Raw genomic sequence first — 20,218 nt, 5'->3', positions numbered from 1 at the left:
GCTAGCTTGTGTACGGAGTTTCCACGGCTTGCGCAGCTGTCACGCGATGCACGAACGCCGCCGCCTGCTCCAGCGCGCGGTTTGCCTCCGGCATGAACGGCGCGAACATCTGAAAGACGTGCGGCATCTTCGGCCAGATGTTGAGCTCCACGCTCACGCCCGCCGCGCGCGCTTTCTCTGCTGCGCGCGTGGAATCGTCGAACAACACTTCGGTATCGCCGACCTGGAAAAATAGCGGCGGCAGTCCGTCGAGCCGTCCATATAGCGGCGACACGTACGGATGACGCACGTCGGTTTCTGCCGCATAAAGCTTCCCCGCCGGCGCAAACGCCCTGCCGTGGAACATGGGATCGCGGCCCTCGTTGGTCGTGATCGACGCGCCGGTCGCCGCCAGGTCCGTCCATGGTGAAAACATCACGGCGCCTGCGGGGAGCGGATCGCCGGCATCGCGTAAAGCGAGCAGCGTGGCCAGTGCGAGGCCGCCGCCGGCCGAATCTCCGGCAATGACCAAACGCGCTGGCGATACACCATCGGCCACCAGCCTTCGATATGCTGCCAACGCGTCATCCAGTGCGGCGGGAAACGGGTGTTCAGGCGCCAGCCGGTAGTCGAGGGAAAAAGTGCGTGCACCTGAGCGCTTGGCGAATGGGAAAACGATGCCGCGATGCGTAGCGGGCGAGCAGAAGTAATAGCCGCCTCCGTGTAGATAGAGCATCGTCACATCAGACGGCTTCTCGGGCGTCAGCCACTCACCACGCAACGGCGCGTCATGCTCGCCGTACCGCTCAACGAGTTGCCACCCGGCGGGGGCTTTCGGTGACCACACGCGTCTTGACGTCATCGCGCGTGCGCGTGCGACATCAATGCCCGGCTTCGCCGTCTCGGGACGCGTCCAGCGCCGTAAAGCCCAGCACGTCAGCGCACTCTGCCAACTCATCGCGACTCCTGTTTTGGGCAAACGTCGATCATACGATCGCCCGGGAAGCCGTGTGCCAGGCAGCGTATCCCAAAAGCCGCACGATTGGCCGGATGGGTTCAGTTCGCCGGCATGACCTGCCCGCGAATTTCCCCTGTCGGGTTCTGCTCGGTATGGATGTTGAAGTAGTACTGGCCGGCCATGAGGTCGGTCGCCTGTTGCTCGGAAAGCGTGGCCTGTCCGCTGATAGGACTGGGCAGCGCGTTCTTGTCGATAGCAACCTGCACTTTCGCGTTCTGTCCCACGGGCGCGGGGCCGTGGAAATGGGCCATGGTCGCGGGACCCGACAAATCGGCGTACGTCACGCTCCACTGCAGTGTCTTGGACGTAGTGTCAAAGGTGGCTTTCAGCACCCCATGCCCCTTGCTTACGCGCGGCGGCACTTCACTCGACGGTTGCAGGTTCGCTTGCAAAGCGACGGTATCGGCGAAAGCCGGGCTCGACGCTATTGACGCAACGGACGACATCAACACAACGCTCAAACCCAACACACTGTTACGCAGACTGAATCTCGTGAACATGTTTGCTCTCCCCTGGGTGACTGACGAGTGGACGAGTCGTCTGCTCATCGTCGCGCCATAGTAGTGCATTTTGCGTGTCAAGCCTTTGCCCGTGAATCCGGGTGGCCGATCCCGGCTGGAAATGCGAAAAGGCGCCGCGAGGCGCCTTTTCGCTACTACCTTTGTTACTACGTCAAACCTTCAGCAATTTAGAAGCGGTGACGCAGACCCGTCGATACCACCACTTGGTTGCCGTGTGCCGAAACAGCGTTCGTGCCATAAACCTGCGCTTCAGCACCTTGCTTACCCAACTGAACGATGCCTTCCGCGTAGATATCCGTGCGCTTCGACAACGCGTAGTCCGTCTGCAAACCGAATTGATGGAACTTCATGTGGTCGTTGTTGTTCGGCCCCGTGGTGTAACCCTTCACATCGGTGTACGTGTACGCGGCGCCAAGTGCCAATGCCGGCGTCAGTGCATAACGTGCATTCACTTCATAGTTGTTGAAGCGCGCTGTGGAATCGCCCACCGCGAACTGGAAGCGGCTTTGCGTCCATGCACCGCCAACCGTCACCGGACCGATCGCGTAGTTCGCGCCAACACCGTACGTGCGTTGCGTCTGGACCGCCGCGCCCGTCAGCTTGGTCAAAGTGTTTGCCGTGGCGCCGGCATCCGTCATCGCACCTGCAGCGTTAGTGGTAGGGTTTTGCAGTTGCAGGTAAGCCGCTGCAATCTTGAACGGGCCGTTTGCGTATTGTGCGCCAGCGCTGTAAGCACGATTGTTAGCGAATCCGCCAGCCTGGTTCGAGAAGCCGTAGAGGCCGCCAAACGTGAGGCCCGAGTAGTTCGCGCTCTGGTACTTGACCGAGTTATTGACGCGGAACGAGTTGTTCGCGTTGTCGTTGTCGAACGGATGCGCGAAGTACGTACCACCCCAGCTGCCGGTAGCCGTCATCGGCGCGAGATAGTCGACCAGGGAGTCATACTGGCGACCAAGCGTTACCGTGCCGAACTGGGCCGTCGAGATACCGGCGAATGCCTGACGACCGAACTCACGGCCACCTTGAAGCGCCGAACCATCGCCCATGCTGAAACCGCTTTCCAACGTGAAGATTGCCTTCATGCCGCCGCCGAGGTCTTCCGTGCCCCTCAGGCCCCAACGGCTACCGTTGATGTTGCCGCTCGACAGGCGGAATGCTGCAGCGCTGCCCTTGGCAACGTTCGAAGCAACTTCGTTGTTCACATAGGTGAAGCCGGCATCGATAAGGCCGTACAGCGTAACGCTGCTCTGCGCATTTGCGGCGGTCGCAAAAGAAGCGGCAACGGCCGCGACGATCAGAGTCTTTTTCATGTGTGATCCCTTTAATGAGTCTGACGACTCGACTGGTTGCATAACGCGACGCCTTCCTGCGTGACATCAAGGCGACTCGTTTCCGGCCTTCACCGGACACCGTGATTCGGCTGAAACAAAGTTTAGGGCGCTGGCTTTTAACCGAACCATCAAGACACACACAAAAGGCTTTTCGAAAAAGTCGAAAAATAGGGTTTCCTTTTGCTCAACCGCTTGATCCGTCAGGCATTCGAGCTATCTCTAATTAACATCCGGATACCTAATTAGTCGCACCCGTTGCAGAGTTGCGACAGTCGCAACCGCACGACACATGTGCACTTTGATCGGCTTTCGTCCGATTCCTATTTCATCGATAACCCCACCGCATTAGCATCGCGCACGCGAGTGGGAGACTTGAGAAAGACCGCCCTCACCCGTGTCTTTTCAGCCCCGAGGCGTGACATACACGGGGCGACTCTTTGTTCATCGGTCGGTCAATGAATCATCTTCAAGCCATGCGCGTTTTCGTGAAGGTCGCTGAAACCGGGTCGTTCGGCCGGGCCGCGGCTGCGCTAGAGTTATCGAACGCTGTGATTACGCGTTACGTCGCGTTGCTCGAAGCGCATCTCAATACGCGACTGCTCAACCGCACGACGCGAAGCGTATCGCTCACTGAAGCCGGCGCGTCGTACGCCGAAGGCTGCCGGGCAGTGATAGAACAGGTCGAGACGATTGAATCGACCGTGTCGCAAACTTCGTTCGATCCCTCCGGCACGCTGAAGCTCGTGGCATCGGCGTCGTTCTCCTTGTTCGGACTCACGCCGCTGTTGTGCGAGTATCGCGAGGCGTTTCCCAACGTGAAGTTGCGTCTCACGCTGCTGCATCGGCCGGTGGATCTCGTGGATGAAGGTTTCGATGTCGGTATTGTCGTGCCGCGCATGGTGAATAGCGGCACGTTGATCAACCGCCCTTTGTTCAAGGTGACGCCGGTTATTGTGGCCGCTCCGGATTACCTCGCGAAACACGGCGTCCCGCTGAGGCCCGCGGATCTTGCCGCCCACGCGTTCCTGTCACCGTCAGCGGATATACACGGGTCCACGTGGTCGTTCACGGGCCCGGCAGGCGAGGACGAAGATATCGTCATCGATCCGGATTACACGGTCAACAATTCGCAAATGCTTCAACAAGCCGCGCTGTCCGGAATGGGTGTCACCGCCCTGCCGGAGAGCCATGTCGCGGACGACCTTCAGCACGGTGCGCTCGTGCGTTTGCTCACTGACTACGTGGTCAGTAACGCGGACAAGGAAGTGTCGCTGGTGTATCCAGGACGCCGTCACGTATCCGCGAAAACCCGTTCGTTTGTTGATTTCGCGCTCGCGCATTTCAGGAGGGACTCGGCGATGAACGCACTGTTTTAAAGGGCTTGAAAACACCAGTACGACGAACAAAAACGGGCCGATTCCAACTTGCGTTGGAATCGGCCCGTTTTGTTGGCTGTGCCTTAGTCCGCCAACATCATGCCATTTCCGAGCATTGCGCCTTGATATGCTCAAGCAAAGCCTCGCAGCGCACGATCAGCGCCGCGCCATCTTCGCGTCGAAGGGCATCGGGTTTATCGACGGAATCATGCCGGAAGTTATCGAGCGCAATCTGCAACGGCCGATACTGCAAGACACTAGCCGCTCCGATCACTCGATGGTGCCACTCGCGCAACTGCGCCACGCTACCGCCATCGAGCAGGGCTCTGAGCGTGTCGAGATCATCGCGGAACGACGACACGAACGCGTCGAGCAACGCCTTGACCGTGGTCTCGCTGCCCCAGAGTTGCGTCATGTAGTCCAGATCGATCTCGTCGTTTTCTGCGTCGAATGTCTCAATATCCTGTTCCTCGACAACAACCGGTTCCGATCCCGCTGATCCGCTGTCCATGACACGCCATCGATTCAAATGGTCACGCAACGTGACGAGCCGCGTAGGCTTGACGAAGCAGTCGTCCATGCCCGCTTCTCGGCACATGGACAACTCCTCGGGCGCGGTGCTCGCGGTAATGCCCAGGATCGGCAATCTCTTCGACAACCCCAACTCGCTCGCGCGCACGCGCCGCGCCAGTTCATACCCGGTCATGTTCGGCATGTGGCAGTCGGTGATGAGAAAGCCATAGTGTGTGTGCCTGAGTGCTGCGAGCGCTTCGACACCATCCGGCACCACGTCGCACGCGAAACCAAGCAGCGCCAGTTGATGCCGGATCAGCGCCTGGTTCACCGGATGATCTTCCGCGACGAGCACAAGCCGTCCCGTGCGAAGTGCGCGCTCGCGGTCAGGAGGCTCGCTGTTCGTATCGATGCGCGTCGCACGCGAAACGAGCTGCGGCAACCCCGTCAACGCGGCCATGCATGCGGCGCCGAGGCCGCGCCAGGAGATCGGATTGACGCTTACGCGAATGTCGTTGTCGAGAATGCGATAGCCCGTAGGCTTCGGTTTTTCCGTGACGTGAATGACACGCGTTTTCAGCGGCAGCGCTTCCGGATGCGTTTCGCTGAGAAACACGAGATCGACGCCGTCGAAGGTATGCGGATCACGCAGCGCCACGTCATCGCGAGACCGGATCGTCAGATTGAGGCCGAGCGCCTGACCATAGTCAACCAGCGCGCGCGCCACGCGCTGATCGTCGATAGCAATAATTCCGCTCTTGCCCCGCATGCCGTCGATCTGATAGTTCGCCGTTTCTACCGGCATGTCGAGCCGCACGATCATTCGCGTGCCCACACCCACCTGGCTTTGCAGCTCCAGCGTGCCACTCATCAGTTCGACCAGCTTGTGACAGATTGTCAGGCCGAGGCCCGTGCCGCCGAAGCGGCGTGTAGTGGACGATTCCGCCTGCACGAACGGCTCGAACAGGCTTGCCTGCGCGTCGGCCGCAATGCCGATGCCGGTATCTTCCACGACCAGTTCCACGGTCTGCGTGCCATGCGTGCCGTGCGTGCCATCCACCAGATTCACCGAGAGAGCGACTTCGCCTTTCATCGTGAACTTGATGGCATTGCTTAGCAGGTTGAACAGCACTTGCCGCAGCCGCACGCTGTCGCCGCGCAAGCTCGCGGCAATTCCCGGCGAAACATCCACCCGCACCCGCAAGCCTTTTTCATGCGCTCGTCCTGCGAGCAGACCAACGGCGTTATCGACCAGTTCACGCAGGTCGATCGGCATCGACTCGATAGTGAGACGCCCGGCCTCGATCTTCGAATAGTCGAGCAGGTCGTCGAGAATCTGCAGCAACGCGCTTGCCGAATCCTGGATCATGCCGAGCATCTGCGACTGGTCAGGATTGAGCGGTGTGTTCTCGAAGACTTCCACCAATCCGAGCACGCCGTTCATGGGCGTACGAATCTCGTGGCTCATCATCGCGAGAAAATCGTCCTTGGCGCGTGAGGCCGCTTCGGCAGCATCGCGCGCCGCGGCGAGTTCGTCAGCGCGTGCACGCTCAACACTGGCATCGACCCAATAGCCGTTCCAGACCACCACGTCATCCGCCTCACGGTGCGCCACGAGTTCCGCACGAATCCAGCGGCGGCCCTCGTCGACAATCGAGCGAAACTCCTTGTGCACCGGTTCGAGCGTGAACGCCGAACGTTCGATCGAGTCGAGCACACTGCGCTTGTCGTCGGCGTGAATCAGCGATAAGCCCGCCGCCAGATCGTGGCCGAGCGTCGCAAGATCGACGCCGAATAAATGACGCGTATCGCCACCGATGTACGGGAAGCTGTACGACCCATCCTTCGCGCGCCGCAACTGAAACACGACCGCCGGCAGCGAGCGGGTGACGTCGTGCAGGCGGCGTTCGTTTTCGCGCGCACGCATTTCAGCGTCGCGGATATCCGTGATGTCGATCATCGTACCGACGACGCCCGCCATGGCCCCATTCGCCGCTGTAAATGCGCCGCTCCAGAAGAGCCCGTGGCGCGGCGCGCCGTCGCAATCGAGAAAGTCGATTTCGACCTGCTCGCGCCGCCCGTGCGTGATACTCATGCGCGCGAGATCATGCAGGCGCCGGCTGTTCTCGGGTCCCCACGATTCAACCTCGAGCGTCGTGCGTCCTATGATGTCCTCGCGTTTCAGCCCGAGCGTCTTTTCGAACGCACGATTCACCGCTATATACCGGTTCTCCCGATCCTTCGCGACCAGCGGATACGGCACGACTTCCATCATGGTCTGCTGAAAACTGAGTTGCGTAGCGAGGCGCTGCTCCGTTTCCACGCGCTTTGCCATTTCACGCTGGAGGAGGACGAACGCGCGCAACGTGACCCCCAGCACCACGCCAATAGCAATCAATGCCGGCAACAGCCGCATGGCGGTGACACTCCAGCCGCCCGACGGCGGGTCGAACGCGGCCTGACGTGCGGCGCGAATGCGCTGTTTATCGGCTGCCGGCATGGCGCGCAGCGCACGGTCGATCAGCGGCACAAGCCGGCTGAACTCCGGACGCAACGCAAAGCCCAGGTGCTCGAACTCGCCGGCCATTCCGACGATCTTGAGGTCATCTTCATAACGCGTAGAGAGTGCAATATCAACGGCGACGAGATCGCCGACGAGCAGATCCGCCTCGCCTCGGGACACCCGGTCGAGCGCGGCATTGAGGTTCGGCGCAACGACAAGCTTCGCGTCCCGCGGCACATTGCCGGGCCGCCCGCTAGCCGCCAGACGCGCCGTCACGACAATACGCCGAGCCGACACCTCTCCGAGATCCATTATCGCCGGCTCATCCAGCCGCCCGACGACCACCAATGGAAGGTCCGCTACCGATCCGGTCGGAATCCCTCCGGCAAGACGCGGCGTCTCGCGCTCGGTAGTCGTGACCATGTCAACCTGGCCGCGAGCAAACGCATGCACCACACCGGCCCAATTCGGATACACACGCCGCTCGAAATCGATATGGAGCGCCTTCGATAAATACGCCGTGTATGCCATTGCGATTCCACTCGGCTCGCCGCTGGAATCCACATAGGTGAACGGCGCCCAACTGGTGTCGACGCCCAGAGCAAGACGCGGCAACGAGTGCAAATAGGCGCGTTCGTCGTCGCTCAGGCTCAGCGTCTGCGATTGTTCGGGACCCGCGCCTTCGTGCATGGGTTCTGGGCGGCGAACTTGGGATTCGTCGCGGATCAGGGCCGAATAGTCTTGCTTGATTTGCTTCGCGCGTTCGACACGCATAGGATCAGCCGAAACGCTCGATGCTGCGCATACGAGCACAAACAGCGTCATCAAGCGAACCAGGCGGAGGAGGGAGGGAGGAAACATGATGTGCGGTCCTTACGACACCTGTTTATCAAACCCGCCGTCGATACGGCCGACGCGCGCAATTGACTCGCTCTTGCTCGTTGCGCTGCGCTGGAGAATGGGATGGAAGAGACCTGCCAACACGCCGCCCGCAAGCGGCGCCGCCCAAAAAAGCCAGAGCTGATCGAGCGCCCAACCACCGGCCACGAGCGCGGCGCCGGTGGAGCGGGCCGGGTTCATCGACGCGTTTGTCACCGGAATGGCGAGCAGCGAACACAGCGTCAGCGACAGCCCGATTAGCACCGCGCTATTGAAACGCGGGTGTCTGCCGGACGCGACCGAGAGAGTCACAAGGACGAACACGAAGGTCATCAGCGCCTCGACGATCAGCGCGGCGTGCATCTGGTATCCGGCGGGCGAATGAGCCCCGTAACCATTGGCGCCGAACGCGATGAGATCGGGCGGGATTCCCGGGCGGGCGCTCGCAACGATATATAAGAGCCAGGCGCCGGCGGTCGCTCCCCCAACCTGAGCGGCTATGGTCGGGAGGAGGTCGCGCACGGGAAACCGGTTGGCAATCGCGAACCCGACCGTGACCGCGGGATTGAAATGAGCGGCGCAAACGGGACGTAGGATGTAGACAAGCGTGGTTGCCGCAAGGCCGAAGGCTACAGCCTGGCAAACAAGCCCCAGGTCAGGGCGAAAATAACCACTCGCCAGTGCGGTGCTTCCGCAGCCGAAGAAGACAAGCGAAAAGCTTCCCACGCACTCGCCTATCAGTTTCCTGAACATGCCGTCACCCCGTCTGAAATTCGCCCTCGGCCGACACACGCCCGACCGAACAGAAAAGTTCGTCTGGATCACGCACGTTGGCAAAGTAAAGCGTTTAAGTCTGGAGTGAAAGGCGTCTAGATTTAATCAGAGCATTCCTAAATATTTCTGAGAAACAATGAGCGTTTGTTTGCTGGCCATCCAATTCCGGTAGTGTCGATTGCAAAAGGAATCTTGACGTAGTTTCATCGTTACGCGAGGCCGATTTGTCTCAAATAATCGATCAGTTCGGTCTCGCTTCTCAGCCCAAGCTTACGCATCGCGCTGCGTTTTTGCGTACCAATGGTTTTCACGCTGCGCTTCAGACGTTGCGCGATGCTGAGTAGCGACAAGCCGCTCGCGTACAACTGGAAAACCTGCCATTCGCGGGCGCTCAGTACGCCGGCACGACCGCCGGTATTGACGAGTTCGTTGCCCAGGAGCTCCCCCGCGTGCTTCGAAACGAAACGTCCGCCATCCATCACCTCGATCACGGCCCCGTTCAGCGCTTCCATGCAATCGCGCTTGTCGACCAGGCCGTCCACACCCAGTTCCAGCAACCCCGTCAGCATTTGGGGCTGCGCGATCATGGTCACGATGATCACGCGCGGCCGCAGCACCTGCCTCAGGAAACGCCGTAGATACGCTATGGCGTTGTTTTCGCCATTGATGCCTCGCATGCCAATGTCGGATATCACGACATCGCATGGAAAGCTGTCGATCCGGTCTGCGAGCGATTCAGTGTCTACAGCCGTAGCCACTACTTTTACTCGCGGGTCTCGCTCGAGCCAGATGCGGATGCCCTCTCGCACCGCAGCATGATCGTCTGCCACGATAATCCGGATTTTGGAATCCATTTTTGTTTTATACGCCTGGTACGTGATGGCCCACGTGTCTCCTGGGCCCGATGGATACAAGTCGTACTTGCATCGCGAAGACTTTTAATGCCGCTGGCTACGCCCCCAGCATTTGTGCCTGGACCAGGCCACTGTCAAATGCAAAACGGTAAAGCTCGGCATCCGTCGATAAATCGAGCTTGCGCATCGCGGCGCATTTTTGCGCGCTAATTGTCTTGACGCTGCGGCCGAGTTCGCGCGCAATTTCGGTGACGTTGCCACCGCGGGCATAGCGGGCAATGACGTCGAGTTCACGGCGCGTGAGTTTTTGTCGAATGAGATCCACCCGGTTTGCCGAATTCGCGTCCGCGAGCAGTATGCGCACGGACGGTCCAAGATAATCCTCGTGCGCGAGCACCGTCACGATCGCCACGTAGATAAGCTCGAGCCGATCCTGCTTGCTGACCACCGCGTTGGCGCCCGCATCGAGCGCACGTGCGATCAGGTCCGCATCCCTCGTCATGGATAGAACGACGATTGCCGATTCCGGATGATGTTCGACGATGTATTTGATCAAGTCGATACCATCGCCATACTCGCCGCCCGGCATGTAGAAATCCATGATGATAACGTCGCACTCCTGATTCTCGAGTGCTTCGACCAGCCCCGTTGAATCCTGCGCGCGACATACAATTTCAATGTTCTGCGCATTAGCGATCAGGCGCTCGATGGCAAGAACAACTAATGGATGATCGTCCGCTACCGCTAATCTGATTCGTTGAGTGAACGCAATCATTTACTAACCTCTTCTAACCTGAAATTCGCCCAGGTGATGCGTCCGCTCGGGGCGGGTTTCAATTTGCCGGTGCTCGCCCGGCCCGCTGAAGGATCGTTGATCCGCGCCATGATCGACATAAGATGCCTCCGAAAGCCTTTCGCGATCCGCAGCATCACGTCAGCCCATGTGCGCGCGCAAACGCGAATAATCCCGGATCGTTCTGGACCCCGAGCTTGCCCATGGCGTCGCGCTTCTGCCGGCTGATCGTGCGGACATCGCGTTGCATGAAACGTGCGATCTCGGTGATCGACAAACCACTCGCGAACATCCGCACGACTTCAATCTCCCGCGGCGACAGGCGCGGGCCCTCTCCTAGACCGTCGGTTTCTGCTCCCGCTACCGCCAGCGCCGATACGATCGACGTGCTCAGGTAACGGCGTCCAACGCCTGCAAACCTCACTGCCGCCGCGAGCTCGTCCATGGACTCGACCTTGTTGAGCAGGCTCATTGCACCAGCGGCCAGGATTGACCGGAGGATGGCGACGTTGCTCATGCTGGTCAGCACGACAATGCTGATGGCCGGCCAGTCTCGCCGCAAACGCTTGATGAGGCGCAGGCCGTCTTCCGCCTGCAAGCCTTGCTCGGGCATGGCGAAGTCGGTCACCAGCACGTCACACGGGGTGTACGCGAGCAGCCTCAGCAGCTCCGCAGCGCTTGCAGCTTCGGCCACGACTTCCAGATTTTCATCCATGCTGAACGTGGCTCGAATGCCAAGCAAAACGAACGGATGATCGTCCGCCAAAACGATTCGCAGTTTCAATGCTGCCTCTCAGTTTTTTTGTATGCACTTCGGGTTGAATCCGCGCCGGCTGGCAACGATCGATTTGGTAATGCGCCGTTGCACATAAGAACACGGCGATCGACCGCCCTATATAGGAACACTCTCAATGTTCCCGCTATACAGCGCGTTACTTCCAAGACTTGTCTTATTGCGGCGCGGGTCAACGCGCGGCTATGCGTTGCTTTGCTTGCTATGGGCTGCTTGTGGCCATCACGGCGCATTGCACGATTCAACGTGGATCAGAGTAGTTTTCAAATAGCCGACAGTTCTATACGAATTATCCTAATCCACCCGGTTTAGAAACAATGCTCGAATTCGATTCTTAATTTGCAATCCAACGATTACGCGAAAGACGGCAATATGTACCTGTCGACAGAGCGCGTGGCCGAGACTGGGCTTTGTTGAAATTCATCACGAAATGGCGCGATCGCCTGCCCGGCCGCCTTTCATTCTGGTGATGAATAGATCCGGTGCGGCATTCATCCGGGGCCGTACGCCGGCGCACGCGAAGTGAAAGCGGAGGCATCCTCCGTTTCAGATCGGCCATTTTTTCTTGGCTTCATGTTTCTCGGCCATCGCGTGCTGGCGCGTCGCCACGTGGCGCGATTGCAACGCATATCTTCCCGATATCATCGCCGAACCGCATCGGCACCGGCAAGGTGCGCTGAACGCCAGCGATCGATGGTTCATTACATCGACATGCGGATAACGCAAAAAGCCCGCACGAGGCGGGCTTTTTAGTCAAACAGAGCAAAAACTGCGGATGTGCAGATTTAGAACGGAATATCGTCGTCCATTTCATCGAAACCACCGCCTGCCGGCGCGCTCGGACGGCTTGCGCCGCCAGCGTTACCGCCGCCCGCCGGACGTCCACCCGCTGCAGCACCTCGGCTGGCACCACCGCCGCCGCTGCGCTCGGCCGGCGCACGGCTGCTGTAGCCTTCATCTCCACCACCGCCACCGCCTGCACCGCTGCGTCCACCCAGCATTTGCATTTGCTCGGCGACAATCTCCGTCGCGTACTTTTCCACGCCTGCTTGATCGGTGTACTTGCGGGTACGGATCCGTCCCTCGATATACACCGATGAGCCCTTCTTCAGATATTCGTTGACGATCTCAGCCAGCCGGCCGAAAAACGATACTCGGTGCCATTCCGTCAGCTCCTTCATCTCGCCGGACGTCTTGTCCTTGAAGCGATCGGTGGTGGCAAGGCGGATGTTGGCCACGGCGTCGCCGCTCGGCAGATAGCGCGTTTCCGGATCGGCTCCCAGATTGCCGACGAGAATGACTTTATTGACGGATGCCATGATTTCTCCAGTTGATTCAATTCAATTCAATTTGATCTGATGCGGTGCACTCGCAACGCGACATGCGGTGGCAGTCGACCTGTTCAGCAAGATCTACAAACCAGCAAACCTCATGCACCACGTTGCGGCAAAGTTTCGCCAGCACGGCGAAACACGCCCGACTCGAAACTAAAACCCAAGACCCAAAACCCTTTAACTAAACCCGTTTAAACCGTGCGCCGGACTTTCTGCGGCGGCGGTTTCATGTTCGCCGCCACGATCAGCCATGCAAAAACCAACCCTGAGCACGCGAAAAATACTGCGCTTTGCCCGTCTACTTTCAGCAGCCAGCCACCGATCACCCCGCCAATGGCCAGGCCGATGGACTGCGTTGTGTTGTAGACGCCTGCCGCCGCCCCCTTTCTCGTGCCAGGCGCGAGTTTGGAGACGAGCGACGGCTGCGACGCTTCCAGTACGTTGAAGCCCAGGAAGTACACGAACAAAACCGCGGCCACTGACCACAGGGTATGCGGAGCGGCGCCGAGTAACAACTGGCCAATCAGGATAAGACCTATGGCGCTGACCATCACGGCCTTCATTTTTCCGCGTTTTTCCGCGGCAATAATGGCCGGCACCATCATGACGAATGCCAGGCCCATCACGGGCAAATAGACTTTCCAATGGGCTGCCACCGGCAAACCGCCCGCTTCCAGAATGCGCGGCACAACAAGAAACAGCGCCGTTTGGGTAGCGTGCAACACGAGCACACCGAAGTTCAGGCGCAGCAATTCCACGTTGTGCAGCACTTCGGCGAACGGCGCCTTCACGTGCACTGGCGGCGTGGGTGCGTCCGGGACGACCCAGATCACGACGCCGACTGCGAGTATCGATAAAAAGCCGATCAGCGTGAACAGGCCACTCATGCCGACCCACTGGAACACGATCGGCGCACCGACTATGGCCACCGCGAACGACACACCAATGCTCGCGCCCACCATGGCCATGGCTTTGGTGCGGTTTTCTTCAGAAGTCAGGTCAGCTATAAACGCGAGCACCGCCGACGATACCGCTCCCATGCCCTGGATCACGCGGCCAACGATGATCCACGTCATGGAATGGCCGATCGCCGCCACGAAGCTGCCGATGGCGAACACAACCAGTCCGAACGCGATGACCGGCTTGCGCCCGAGCTTGTCGGACACCCAGCCATAAAAAATGTACAGCAGCGATTGCGTCACGCCATAAGCGCCGAGCGCTATGCCGACCAGCAGCACGTTATCACCGCCGGGAAGGGTTTTCGCGTAAATGGAAAACACCGGCATGATCATGAAGAGACCGAGCATGCGCAGCGCGAAGATCGCGGCAAGCGACACGGTCGCACGCAACTCGGGCGCGCTCAAACGTGTGGACGTAGCAGACGGATTGGACATCGGGACGAGGTAATGTGGAAACGCGTCTGGCCGTGCGCGCGGACGCGGAACTCAAGCACGGCCGCCTTGTGGTTGCCCGGAACGGCACTATATGAGACGGGTGGCTGAAGCGTCTGGACCTATTTCAACTTGGCGTCAGGGCAGCACGCAAAAGTCGTCCGATTGTCGCCCGAGCACGGCTGAAATGGACCATTAGTGGACCATCGGTAATCAGCCAACACCCTTCGCAACCCCGCCGCACGCTTGATTGACGCCGATGAGCGCGGGCAACGCGCCCTCGAAAAGTCGTTATAGTAGCAGGTTTAGCCCCCTTACTTTCCGCCCGGTTCATGGAAGAAATTCGTATTCGTGGGGCTCGTACCCACAACCTTAAGAACATCAATCTCGACTTGCCGCGTCACAAGCTGATCGTGATTACGGGCTTGTCGGGTTCGGGGAAATCTTCGCTCGCGTTCGACACGCTCTATGCGGAAGGCCAGCGCCGCTACGTCGAAAGCTTGTCAGCCTACGCGCGCCAATTCCTGCAGTTGATGGAGAAGCCGGACGTCGACCTGATCGAAGGATTGTCGCCGGCTATCTCGATCGAACAGAAGGCGACTTCGCATAATCCGCGCTCCACAGTCGGCACGGTCACCGAGATTCACGACTACCTGCGCTTGCTGTTTGCGCGCGTCGGTACGCCGCACTGCCCGGACCACCACATCCCGCTGCAGGCGCAAAGCGTGTCGCAAATGGTCGACGCCGCGCTCGCCATGCCCGAGGAAACGAAGCTGATGATCCTCGCGCCCGTGGTGGCGGATCGCAAGGGTGAACACCTCGAATTGTTCGAGGCCATGCAGGCGCAGGGTTTCATCCGGTTTCGGGTGCGTTCGGGCGGGGGAACGGCGAACGAAGGCGTGGCGAAGATCTACGAAATCGAGTCGCTGCCCAAGCTGAAGAAGAACGACAAACATACGGTTGATGTTGTTATCGACCGGTTGAAAGTGCGGCCGGACATGAAGCAACGGCTCGCGGAATCCTTCGAAACGGCGCTGCGTCTCGCCGATGGCCGCGCCATCGCGCTCGAAATGGATTCGGAGAAAGAGCATCTTTACAGCTCGAAGTTCGCCTGTCCGATCTGCTCGTATTCGCTGCAGGAACTCGAGCCGCGCCTGTTCTCGTTCAACAACCCTATGGGCGCGTGCCCCGAATGCGACGGCCTCGGCCAGATCACGTTCTTCGATCCGAAGCGGGTGGTCGCGCATCCGTCGCTGTCGCTTGCGGCGGGCGCGGTGAAAGGGTGGGACCGGCGCAACCAGTTCTATTTCCAGATGCTGCAAAGCCTGGCGTCGTTTTTCGACTTCGATATAGACGCGGCCTTCGAGGATCTGCCCGAAAACGTCCGCAAGATCCTGCTGTTCGGTTCCGGCAAAGAGGTCATTCCGTTCTCGTATATCAACGAGCGCGGCCGCACGACGGTCCGCGAGCATGCGTTCGAGGGGATCATCCCGAGTCTGGAGCGCCGCTACAAGGAAACGGATTCGGCGGCGGTCCGCGAGGAACTGGCGAAGTATCAGAACAACCAGGCGTGCCCGGCGTGTGACGGCACGCGGCTGCGGACCGAAGCGCGCAACGTCAAGCTCGGCACGGGCGAAAACGCGCGCGCCATTTACGAAGTGAGCGGCTGGCCGCTGCGCGAGACGCTCGGCTATTTTCACACGCTGCACCTGGAAGGCGCGAAGGGCGAGATCGCCGATCGGGTCATCAAGGAAATCGTCGCGCGGCTCACGTTCCTGAACAATGTTGGGCTGGATTATTTGTCGCTGGAACGCAGCGCCGAAACGCTCTCCGGCGGCGAAGCGCAGCGTATCCGGCTGGCATCGCAGATTGGTTCGGGCTTGACGGGCGTGATGTACGTGCTCGACGAACCGTCCATTGGCTTGCATCAACGCGACAATGACCGGCTTATCGCCACGCTCAAGCACTTACGCGATATCGGCAATTCGGTGATTGTGGTCGAACACGACGAAGACATGATCCGCATGGCCGACTACGTTGTCGACATGGGTCCGGGCGCGGGCGTGCACGGCGGCGAAATTGTCTCGCAAGGGACGGCGAAGCACGTTGAGAACGACCCGAATTCGATGACCGGACAGTATCTGTCGGGCAAACGGAGCATCAGCTATTCGACCGACCGCACGCCGCCCGATGAACGGCGGCTGAGGATCATCGAGGCGTACGGCAACAACCTGAAGCACGTGTCGCTGGATCTGCCGGTCGGGCTGCTGACGTGCGTGACAGGAGTGTCCGGCTCGGGCAAATCCACGCTCATCAACGACACGCTCTACCACGCGGTCTCGCAGCATCTGTACGGTTCGTCCGCCGAACCCGCACCTTACGAGGCGATTGAAGGGCTGGAACACTTCGACAAGGTCATCAACGTCGATCAATCGCCGATCGGCCGTACACCGCGCTCGAATCCGGCGACCTACACCGGCTTGTTCACGCCGATCCGCGAGTTGTTCGCGGGTGTGCCGGCATCGAAGGAACGGGGTTACGATCCCGGCCGTTTCTCGTTCAACGTGAAGGGCGGGCGCTGCGAAGCGTGCCAGGGTGATGGCGTGCTCAAGGTGGAAATGCACTTTTTGCCCGACGTCTACGTGCCTTGCGACGTCTGTCACGGCAAGCGCTATAACCGGGAAACGCTCGACGTCCAGTACAAGGGCAAGAACATCCACGAGGTGCTCGACCTCACGGTAGAAGCCGCTTACGAGTTTTTCAAGCCCGTGCCGATCGTCGCGCGCAAGCTGAAAACCTTGCTCGATGTGGGTCTCGGGTATATCCGGCTGGGTCAGTCAGCGACCACGTTGTCGGGCGGCGAAGCGCAGCGCGTGAAGCTTTCGTTGGAACTGAGCAAGCGCGATACGGGTCGGACTCTCTACATTCTCGACGAACCGACCACCGGCCTGCACTTCCACGATATCTCGCTGTTGCTCGAAGTGATTCACCGGCTGCGAGATCAGGGTAATACTGTCGTAATCATCGAGCATAATCTGGATGTAATAAAAACTGCGGACTGGGTCATCGACCTGGGTCCGGAGGGTGGCGCCGGCGGCGGCCAGATCATCGCGCAGGGGACGCCGGAGCATGTCGCACAATCGAAGGCCAGTTTTACGGGCCGGTATCTTGCGCCTTTGCTGCAAAGGCCGAGATCGGCCGCATGACAGATTCGCCCACACCGCAACCAGGAGCCGCGCGCCGTCCGGGCTGCGGCAGTCCATAACCCGTTAGCGGCAGGAGACAGAAGGATTCATGGCAAAGCGCAACGAAGCGGCCGAAAGCAGGCCCGCTGTCCGGCCCGTCCGGCTGACAAGCGATATGAGCATGCCGAAGTTGTCGGCGGTCGAGATTGGCAGCTATATCGCCGCGTTCGCCGGTTTGTTCTTCGTGCTGCATTTGCAGTTGCTCGGCGCGCTGCTGGCAGGAATGCTCGTGTTTCAGCTCGTGCACGCCATTGCACCGCTGATCGAAAAGACCATGACGAGTGGCCGGGCGCGCTGGGTCTCGGTCGTGATCGTGGCGGCAGTGATCGTGGGAGGGCTGGCGGGCGGGACGATCTTGCTCATCGATCATTTTCAACGCGATGTCCCGAGCGTCCAGAAGCTTCTCGATCAGTTGATGAAGCTGACGTCGCATGCTCGCCTGCAGGTGCCCGACTGGATCGCGAACTACCTTCCTGTCGATGCAGAGCAGATGAAAGACAAGGCGACCGAGCTGATGCAAACGCATGCCGCCATGTTGCAGCAGGGTGGGAAAGACGCGGCCCGCGGTTTTGGGCATGTGCTGATCGGCATGATCGTGGGCGCGATTATCGCGGTGGGCGTGCCGCGAACGACACATCGGCTGCCGCTTTCTACGGCGCTCGTGACGCGTGTAACGCGTTTCTCAGAAGCGTTTCGCCGGATCGTTTTCGCGCAGGTCAAGATTTCCGCGATCAACGCCACGTTCACGGCGTTGTACTTGCTGGTTGCGCTGCCGGTGTTTCACGAGCGGCTGCCGCTGTCGAAGACGCTGGTGATGGTGACGTTTATTGTCGGGTTGTTGCCGGTGATCGGTAACCTGGTCTCGAACGCGATCATTGTGGGGATTTCATTGTCGGTGTCGTTCGGGACCGCTGTGGCTTCGCTGGCCTTCCTGATCATCATTCACAAGCTCGAATACTTCTTGAATGCGCGGATCATAGGTGGGCAGATCGAGGCGCGCGCCTGGGAATTGTTGCTGGCAATGCTCGCGATGGAAGCCGCTTTTGGACTGCCGGGCGTCATTGCCGCGCCGATTTTTTATGCTTATCTCAAGCGCGAGCTGGTTTATTTGAGGCTGGTTTAAGGGAGGGGTTTTCGCTCGCGCCGGTGGACGGATGGGGGTTGATGGCCAGGGTCGATGCCGGGTTGCCAGGTTCCTGCGTTAGCGGTCTGAGTCAGTGCCGGGTTGCTGCTTTCGGCGTTAGTGGTCTGCTTGAGTTGGCTATTTTCTTTACCACTTTTAGCCACTGTGCGTGGCGGCACGTCATTTCTTTGTCCAAAGCGACAAAGAAACGAAGCAAAGAAAACGCTTTCAAAACGAGGGCTCATAAGTTGACCTAGCGTGCAGTTTCGGCGTTTTTGGCACCCCAAAAGCACGGTGCTCGCAAGAGCGACGGATGTGTGAAACCCTCTTTCTCCGAACACGGATACCCACACGCTTCGCCACCAGTGATTGAACCTGCCCAAGGTGCACCCCGCGCTATCCGCGTGAACCACCCTTCGAATTTGTACGCATGCCGAACCACGTAGTCAATCCACCACGAAATGAGGCCGCGACGATGCGTGAGGCCGTGCGGGTTTCCTTGGCAAGCGTGCTTGCCCGAGAGCGTACGGGGCGAAGCGTGTGCGTGTAAGAATTCGCGAGAAGGAGGGTTTCACACATCGGTGGTTCTGGCGAGCACCGTGCTTTTGGGGTGCCAAAAACTTGGAAAGTGCACGCTAGGTCAACTTACGAGCCCTCGTTCTGAAAGCGTTTTCTTTGCTTCGTTTCTTTGTCGCTTTGGACAAAGAAATGACGTGCCGCCACGCACAGTGGCTAATAGTGATAAAGAAAATAGCCAACTCTTGCAGACCGCTAACGCTGAAAGCAACAACCCCGCAATGACCCAAAACCGCTAACCCCAAAACCTAGCACCCCGGCATTGACCCCGATCGCCCCCCCTAAAACAAGTGCGAACGCCCCTACCTGAACACCACCGTCTTGCTCCCGTTCAGCACGATCCGGTGCTCCACGTGCCACCGCACCGCGCGCGCCAGCGTCACGCATTCCACGTCACGTCCGATTGCCGTCAACTGATCCGGCGTCATGCTGTGGTCCACGCGCTCGACTCCCTGCTCGATGATCGGCCCTTCATCAAGATCCGTCGTCACGTAATGCGCAGTAGCACCAATCAACTTAACTCCGCGATCGAACGCCTGGTAATACGGCCTGGCGCCCTTGAAGCTCGGCAGGAACGAGTGGTGAATATTGATCGCCCGGCCATTGAGCGCCCCGCACATTCCCGGCGACAAGATCTGCATATAACGCGCGAGCACGACGAGATCGATCTTCTCCTGATCGACGATCTCCAGCACCCGCGCTTCCTGCGCAGCCTTCCCTTCAGGCGTGGACGCAATCAACGGCAGATGATGAAACGGCACGTCATAACTGGCGGCGAGCTGATAGAAATCCCGATGATTCGAAACGATCGCCGGAATCTCGATCCCGAGTTGACCCGTGCGATATCGAAACAGCAAGTCGTTCAGGCAATGCCCGATCTTCGACACCATGATCATCACGCGCGGCTTCACCGATGCATCGTGCAGTTCCCAGTGCATGCCGAATCCGTCGGCGAGCGCGCTGAACGACGTGCGCAACGCAGCGAGACCGGGGTCGCCGCCGACCTGCTGGAAATGCACGCGCATGAAAAATTCGCCAGTGTGGCTGTCGCCGAATTGCGCGGAATCGAGAATATTGCTGCCGAGATCGAACAGGAATCCAGACACGGCATGCACGATGCCGGGACGATCCGGACACGACAACTTCAAGATAAAACTATGTTCGGTCGACATGAACCGATACTCCTTAGAGATGTTTCAAAGCACATTCAACGCG

General features: G+C 59.4%; 14 protein-coding genes. 3 read left to right on the top strand and 11 right to left on the bottom strand.

Going from position 1 to position 20,218, the window contains the following annotated elements:
• Nucleotide 1: 1 nt before the first annotated feature.
• From ACSOSP_RS15170 to ACSOSP_RS15160, 3 genes are all read right to left on the bottom strand, one after another.
• Complete coding sequence (locus ACSOSP_RS15170) at nucleotides 2-937, bottom strand: alpha/beta hydrolase (protein ID WP_455307913.1); 936 nt, start codon at nucleotides 935-937, stop codon at nucleotides 2-4.
• 98 nt (nucleotides 938-1,035) lie between these two features.
• Nucleotides 1,036-1,443, bottom strand: a complete 408-nt coding sequence (locus tag ACSOSP_RS15165) for a CHRD domain-containing protein (RefSeq protein WP_455310981.1) — start codon at nucleotides 1,441-1,443, stop codon at nucleotides 1,036-1,038.
• 242 nt (nucleotides 1,444-1,685) lie between these two features.
• Nucleotides 1,686-2,828, bottom strand: a complete 1,143-nt coding sequence (locus ACSOSP_RS15160; protein ID WP_455307911.1) for a porin — start codon at nucleotides 2,826-2,828, stop codon at nucleotides 1,686-1,688.
• Between the two features lie 476 nt (nucleotides 2,829-3,304).
• Between ACSOSP_RS15160 and ACSOSP_RS15155 the strand changes: the two genes are divergently transcribed.
• Nucleotides 3,305-4,225 carry a LysR family transcriptional regulator gene (locus ACSOSP_RS15155; RefSeq protein WP_455307909.1) on the top strand — a complete coding sequence of 307 codons (921 nt, stop codon included), beginning with the start codon at nucleotides 3,305-3,307 and terminating at the stop codon, nucleotides 4,223-4,225.
• Between the two features lie 97 nt (nucleotides 4,226-4,322).
• Here the strand turns inward: ACSOSP_RS15155 and ACSOSP_RS15150 are convergent, their stop codons facing one another.
• The 7 genes from ACSOSP_RS15150 to ACSOSP_RS15120 all read right to left on the bottom strand — a co-directional run bounded on the left by ACSOSP_RS15150 (nucleotide 4,323) and on the right by ACSOSP_RS15120 (nucleotide 14,062).
• Nucleotides 4,323-8,102, bottom strand: a complete 3,780-nt coding sequence (locus tag ACSOSP_RS15150; RefSeq protein ID WP_455307907.1) for an ATP-binding protein — start codon at nucleotides 8,100-8,102, stop codon at nucleotides 4,323-4,325.
• Between the two features lie 12 nt (nucleotides 8,103-8,114).
• The gene (locus ACSOSP_RS15145; protein ID WP_455307905.1) at nucleotides 8,115-8,873 is read right to left on the bottom strand and encodes an aquaporin; all 759 of its coding nucleotides are present in this window, start codon (nucleotides 8,871-8,873) and stop codon (nucleotides 8,115-8,117) included.
• A gap of 230 nt (nucleotides 8,874-9,103) precedes the next feature.
• On the bottom strand, nucleotides 9,104-9,748 hold the full coding sequence (locus ACSOSP_RS15140; RefSeq protein ID WP_455307904.1) for a response regulator: 645 nt from the start codon (nucleotides 9,746-9,748) through the stop codon (nucleotides 9,104-9,106).
• 97 nt (nucleotides 9,749-9,845) lie between these two features.
• Nucleotides 9,846-10,523 carry a response regulator gene (locus ACSOSP_RS15135; RefSeq protein WP_455307902.1) on the bottom strand — a complete coding sequence of 226 codons (678 nt, stop codon included), beginning with the start codon at nucleotides 10,521-10,523 and terminating at the stop codon, nucleotides 9,846-9,848.
• 154 nt (nucleotides 10,524-10,677) lie between these two features.
• Complete coding sequence (locus ACSOSP_RS15130; protein WP_455307900.1) at nucleotides 10,678-11,325, bottom strand: response regulator; 648 nt, start codon at nucleotides 11,323-11,325, stop codon at nucleotides 10,678-10,680.
• Between the two features lie 794 nt (nucleotides 11,326-12,119).
• The gene (locus ACSOSP_RS15125; protein WP_455307898.1) at nucleotides 12,120-12,653 is read right to left on the bottom strand and encodes a single-stranded DNA-binding protein; all 534 of its coding nucleotides are present in this window, start codon (nucleotides 12,651-12,653) and stop codon (nucleotides 12,120-12,122) included.
• Between the two features lie 206 nt (nucleotides 12,654-12,859).
• Nucleotides 12,860-14,062: an MFS transporter gene (locus tag ACSOSP_RS15120; protein WP_455307896.1), complete on the bottom strand. Its 1,203-nt coding sequence runs from the start codon at nucleotides 14,060-14,062 to the stop codon at nucleotides 12,860-12,862.
• Nucleotides 14,063-14,391: 329 nt separating this feature from the next.
• Here ACSOSP_RS15120 and uvrA point away from each other — a divergent pair, with 329 nt between their 5' ends.
• Nucleotides 14,392-17,265, top strand: coding sequence for an excinuclease ABC subunit UvrA (gene uvrA, locus ACSOSP_RS15115; RefSeq protein ID WP_455307894.1), 2,874 nt, complete (start codon nucleotides 14,392-14,394; stop codon nucleotides 17,263-17,265).
• Between the two features lie 88 nt (nucleotides 17,266-17,353).
• Nucleotides 17,354-18,427 carry an AI-2E family transporter gene (locus ACSOSP_RS15110; RefSeq protein ID WP_455307892.1) on the top strand — a complete coding sequence of 358 codons (1,074 nt, stop codon included), beginning with the start codon at nucleotides 17,354-17,356 and terminating at the stop codon, nucleotides 18,425-18,427.
• Between the two features lie 878 nt (nucleotides 18,428-19,305).
• Here ACSOSP_RS15110 and purU read toward each other — a convergent pair.
• Nucleotides 19,306-20,175: a formyltetrahydrofolate deformylase gene (gene purU, locus ACSOSP_RS15105; protein WP_455307890.1), complete on the bottom strand. Its 870-nt coding sequence runs from the start codon at nucleotides 20,173-20,175 to the stop codon at nucleotides 19,306-19,308.
• Nucleotides 20,176-20,218 lie beyond the last annotated feature (43 nt).

The sequence above is a fragment of the Caballeronia sp. KNU42 genome, assembly GCF_053760385.1.
The sequence above is the reverse complement of the archived record's forward strand: the minus strand, read 5'-3'. Positions and strand labels throughout refer to the sequence as shown.

Bases quoted from the DNA above. Each gene is read 5' to 3' on its own strand.
- ACSOSP_RS15155 (WP_455307909.1), top strand. From the start codon at position 3,305: ATGAATCATCTTCAAGCCATGCGCGTTTTCGTGAAGGTCGCTGAAACC.
- ACSOSP_RS15160 (WP_455307911.1), bottom strand. From the start codon at position 2,828: ATGAAAAAGACTCTGATCGTCGCGGCCGTTGCCGCTTCTTTTGCGACC.
- ACSOSP_RS15140 (WP_455307904.1), bottom strand. From the start codon at position 9,748: ATGGATTCCAAAATCCGGATTATCGTGGCAGACGATCATGCTGCGGTG.
- uvrA (WP_455307894.1), top strand. From the start codon at position 14,392: ATGGAAGAAATTCGTATTCGTGGGGCTCGTACCCACAACCTTAAGAAC.
- ACSOSP_RS15150 (WP_455307907.1), bottom strand. From the start codon at position 8,102: ATGTTTCCTCCCTCCCTCCTCCGCCTGGTTCGCTTGATGACGCTGTTT.
- ACSOSP_RS15110 (WP_455307892.1), top strand. From the start codon at position 17,354: ATGGCAAAGCGCAACGAAGCGGCCGAAAGCAGGCCCGCTGTCCGGCCC.
- ACSOSP_RS15135 (WP_455307902.1), bottom strand. From the start codon at position 10,523: ATGATTGCGTTCACTCAACGAATCAGATTAGCGGTAGCGGACGATCAT.
- ACSOSP_RS15145 (WP_455307905.1), bottom strand. From the start codon at position 8,873: ATGTTCAGGAAACTGATAGGCGAGTGCGTGGGAAGCTTTTCGCTTGTC.
- ACSOSP_RS15170 (WP_455307913.1), bottom strand. From the start codon at position 937: ATGAGTTGGCAGAGTGCGCTGACGTGCTGGGCTTTACGGCGCTGGACG.
- ACSOSP_RS15125 (WP_455307898.1), bottom strand. From the start codon at position 12,653: ATGGCATCCGTCAATAAAGTCATTCTCGTCGGCAATCTGGGAGCCGAT.
- purU (WP_455307890.1), bottom strand. From the start codon at position 20,175: ATGTCGACCGAACATAGTTTTATCTTGAAGTTGTCGTGTCCGGATCGT.
- ACSOSP_RS15120 (WP_455307896.1), bottom strand. From the start codon at position 14,062: ATGTCCAATCCGTCTGCTACGTCCACACGTTTGAGCGCGCCCGAGTTG.
- ACSOSP_RS15165 (WP_455310981.1), bottom strand. From the start codon at position 1,443: ATGTCGTCCGTTGCGTCAATAGCGTCGAGCCCGGCTTTCGCCGATACC.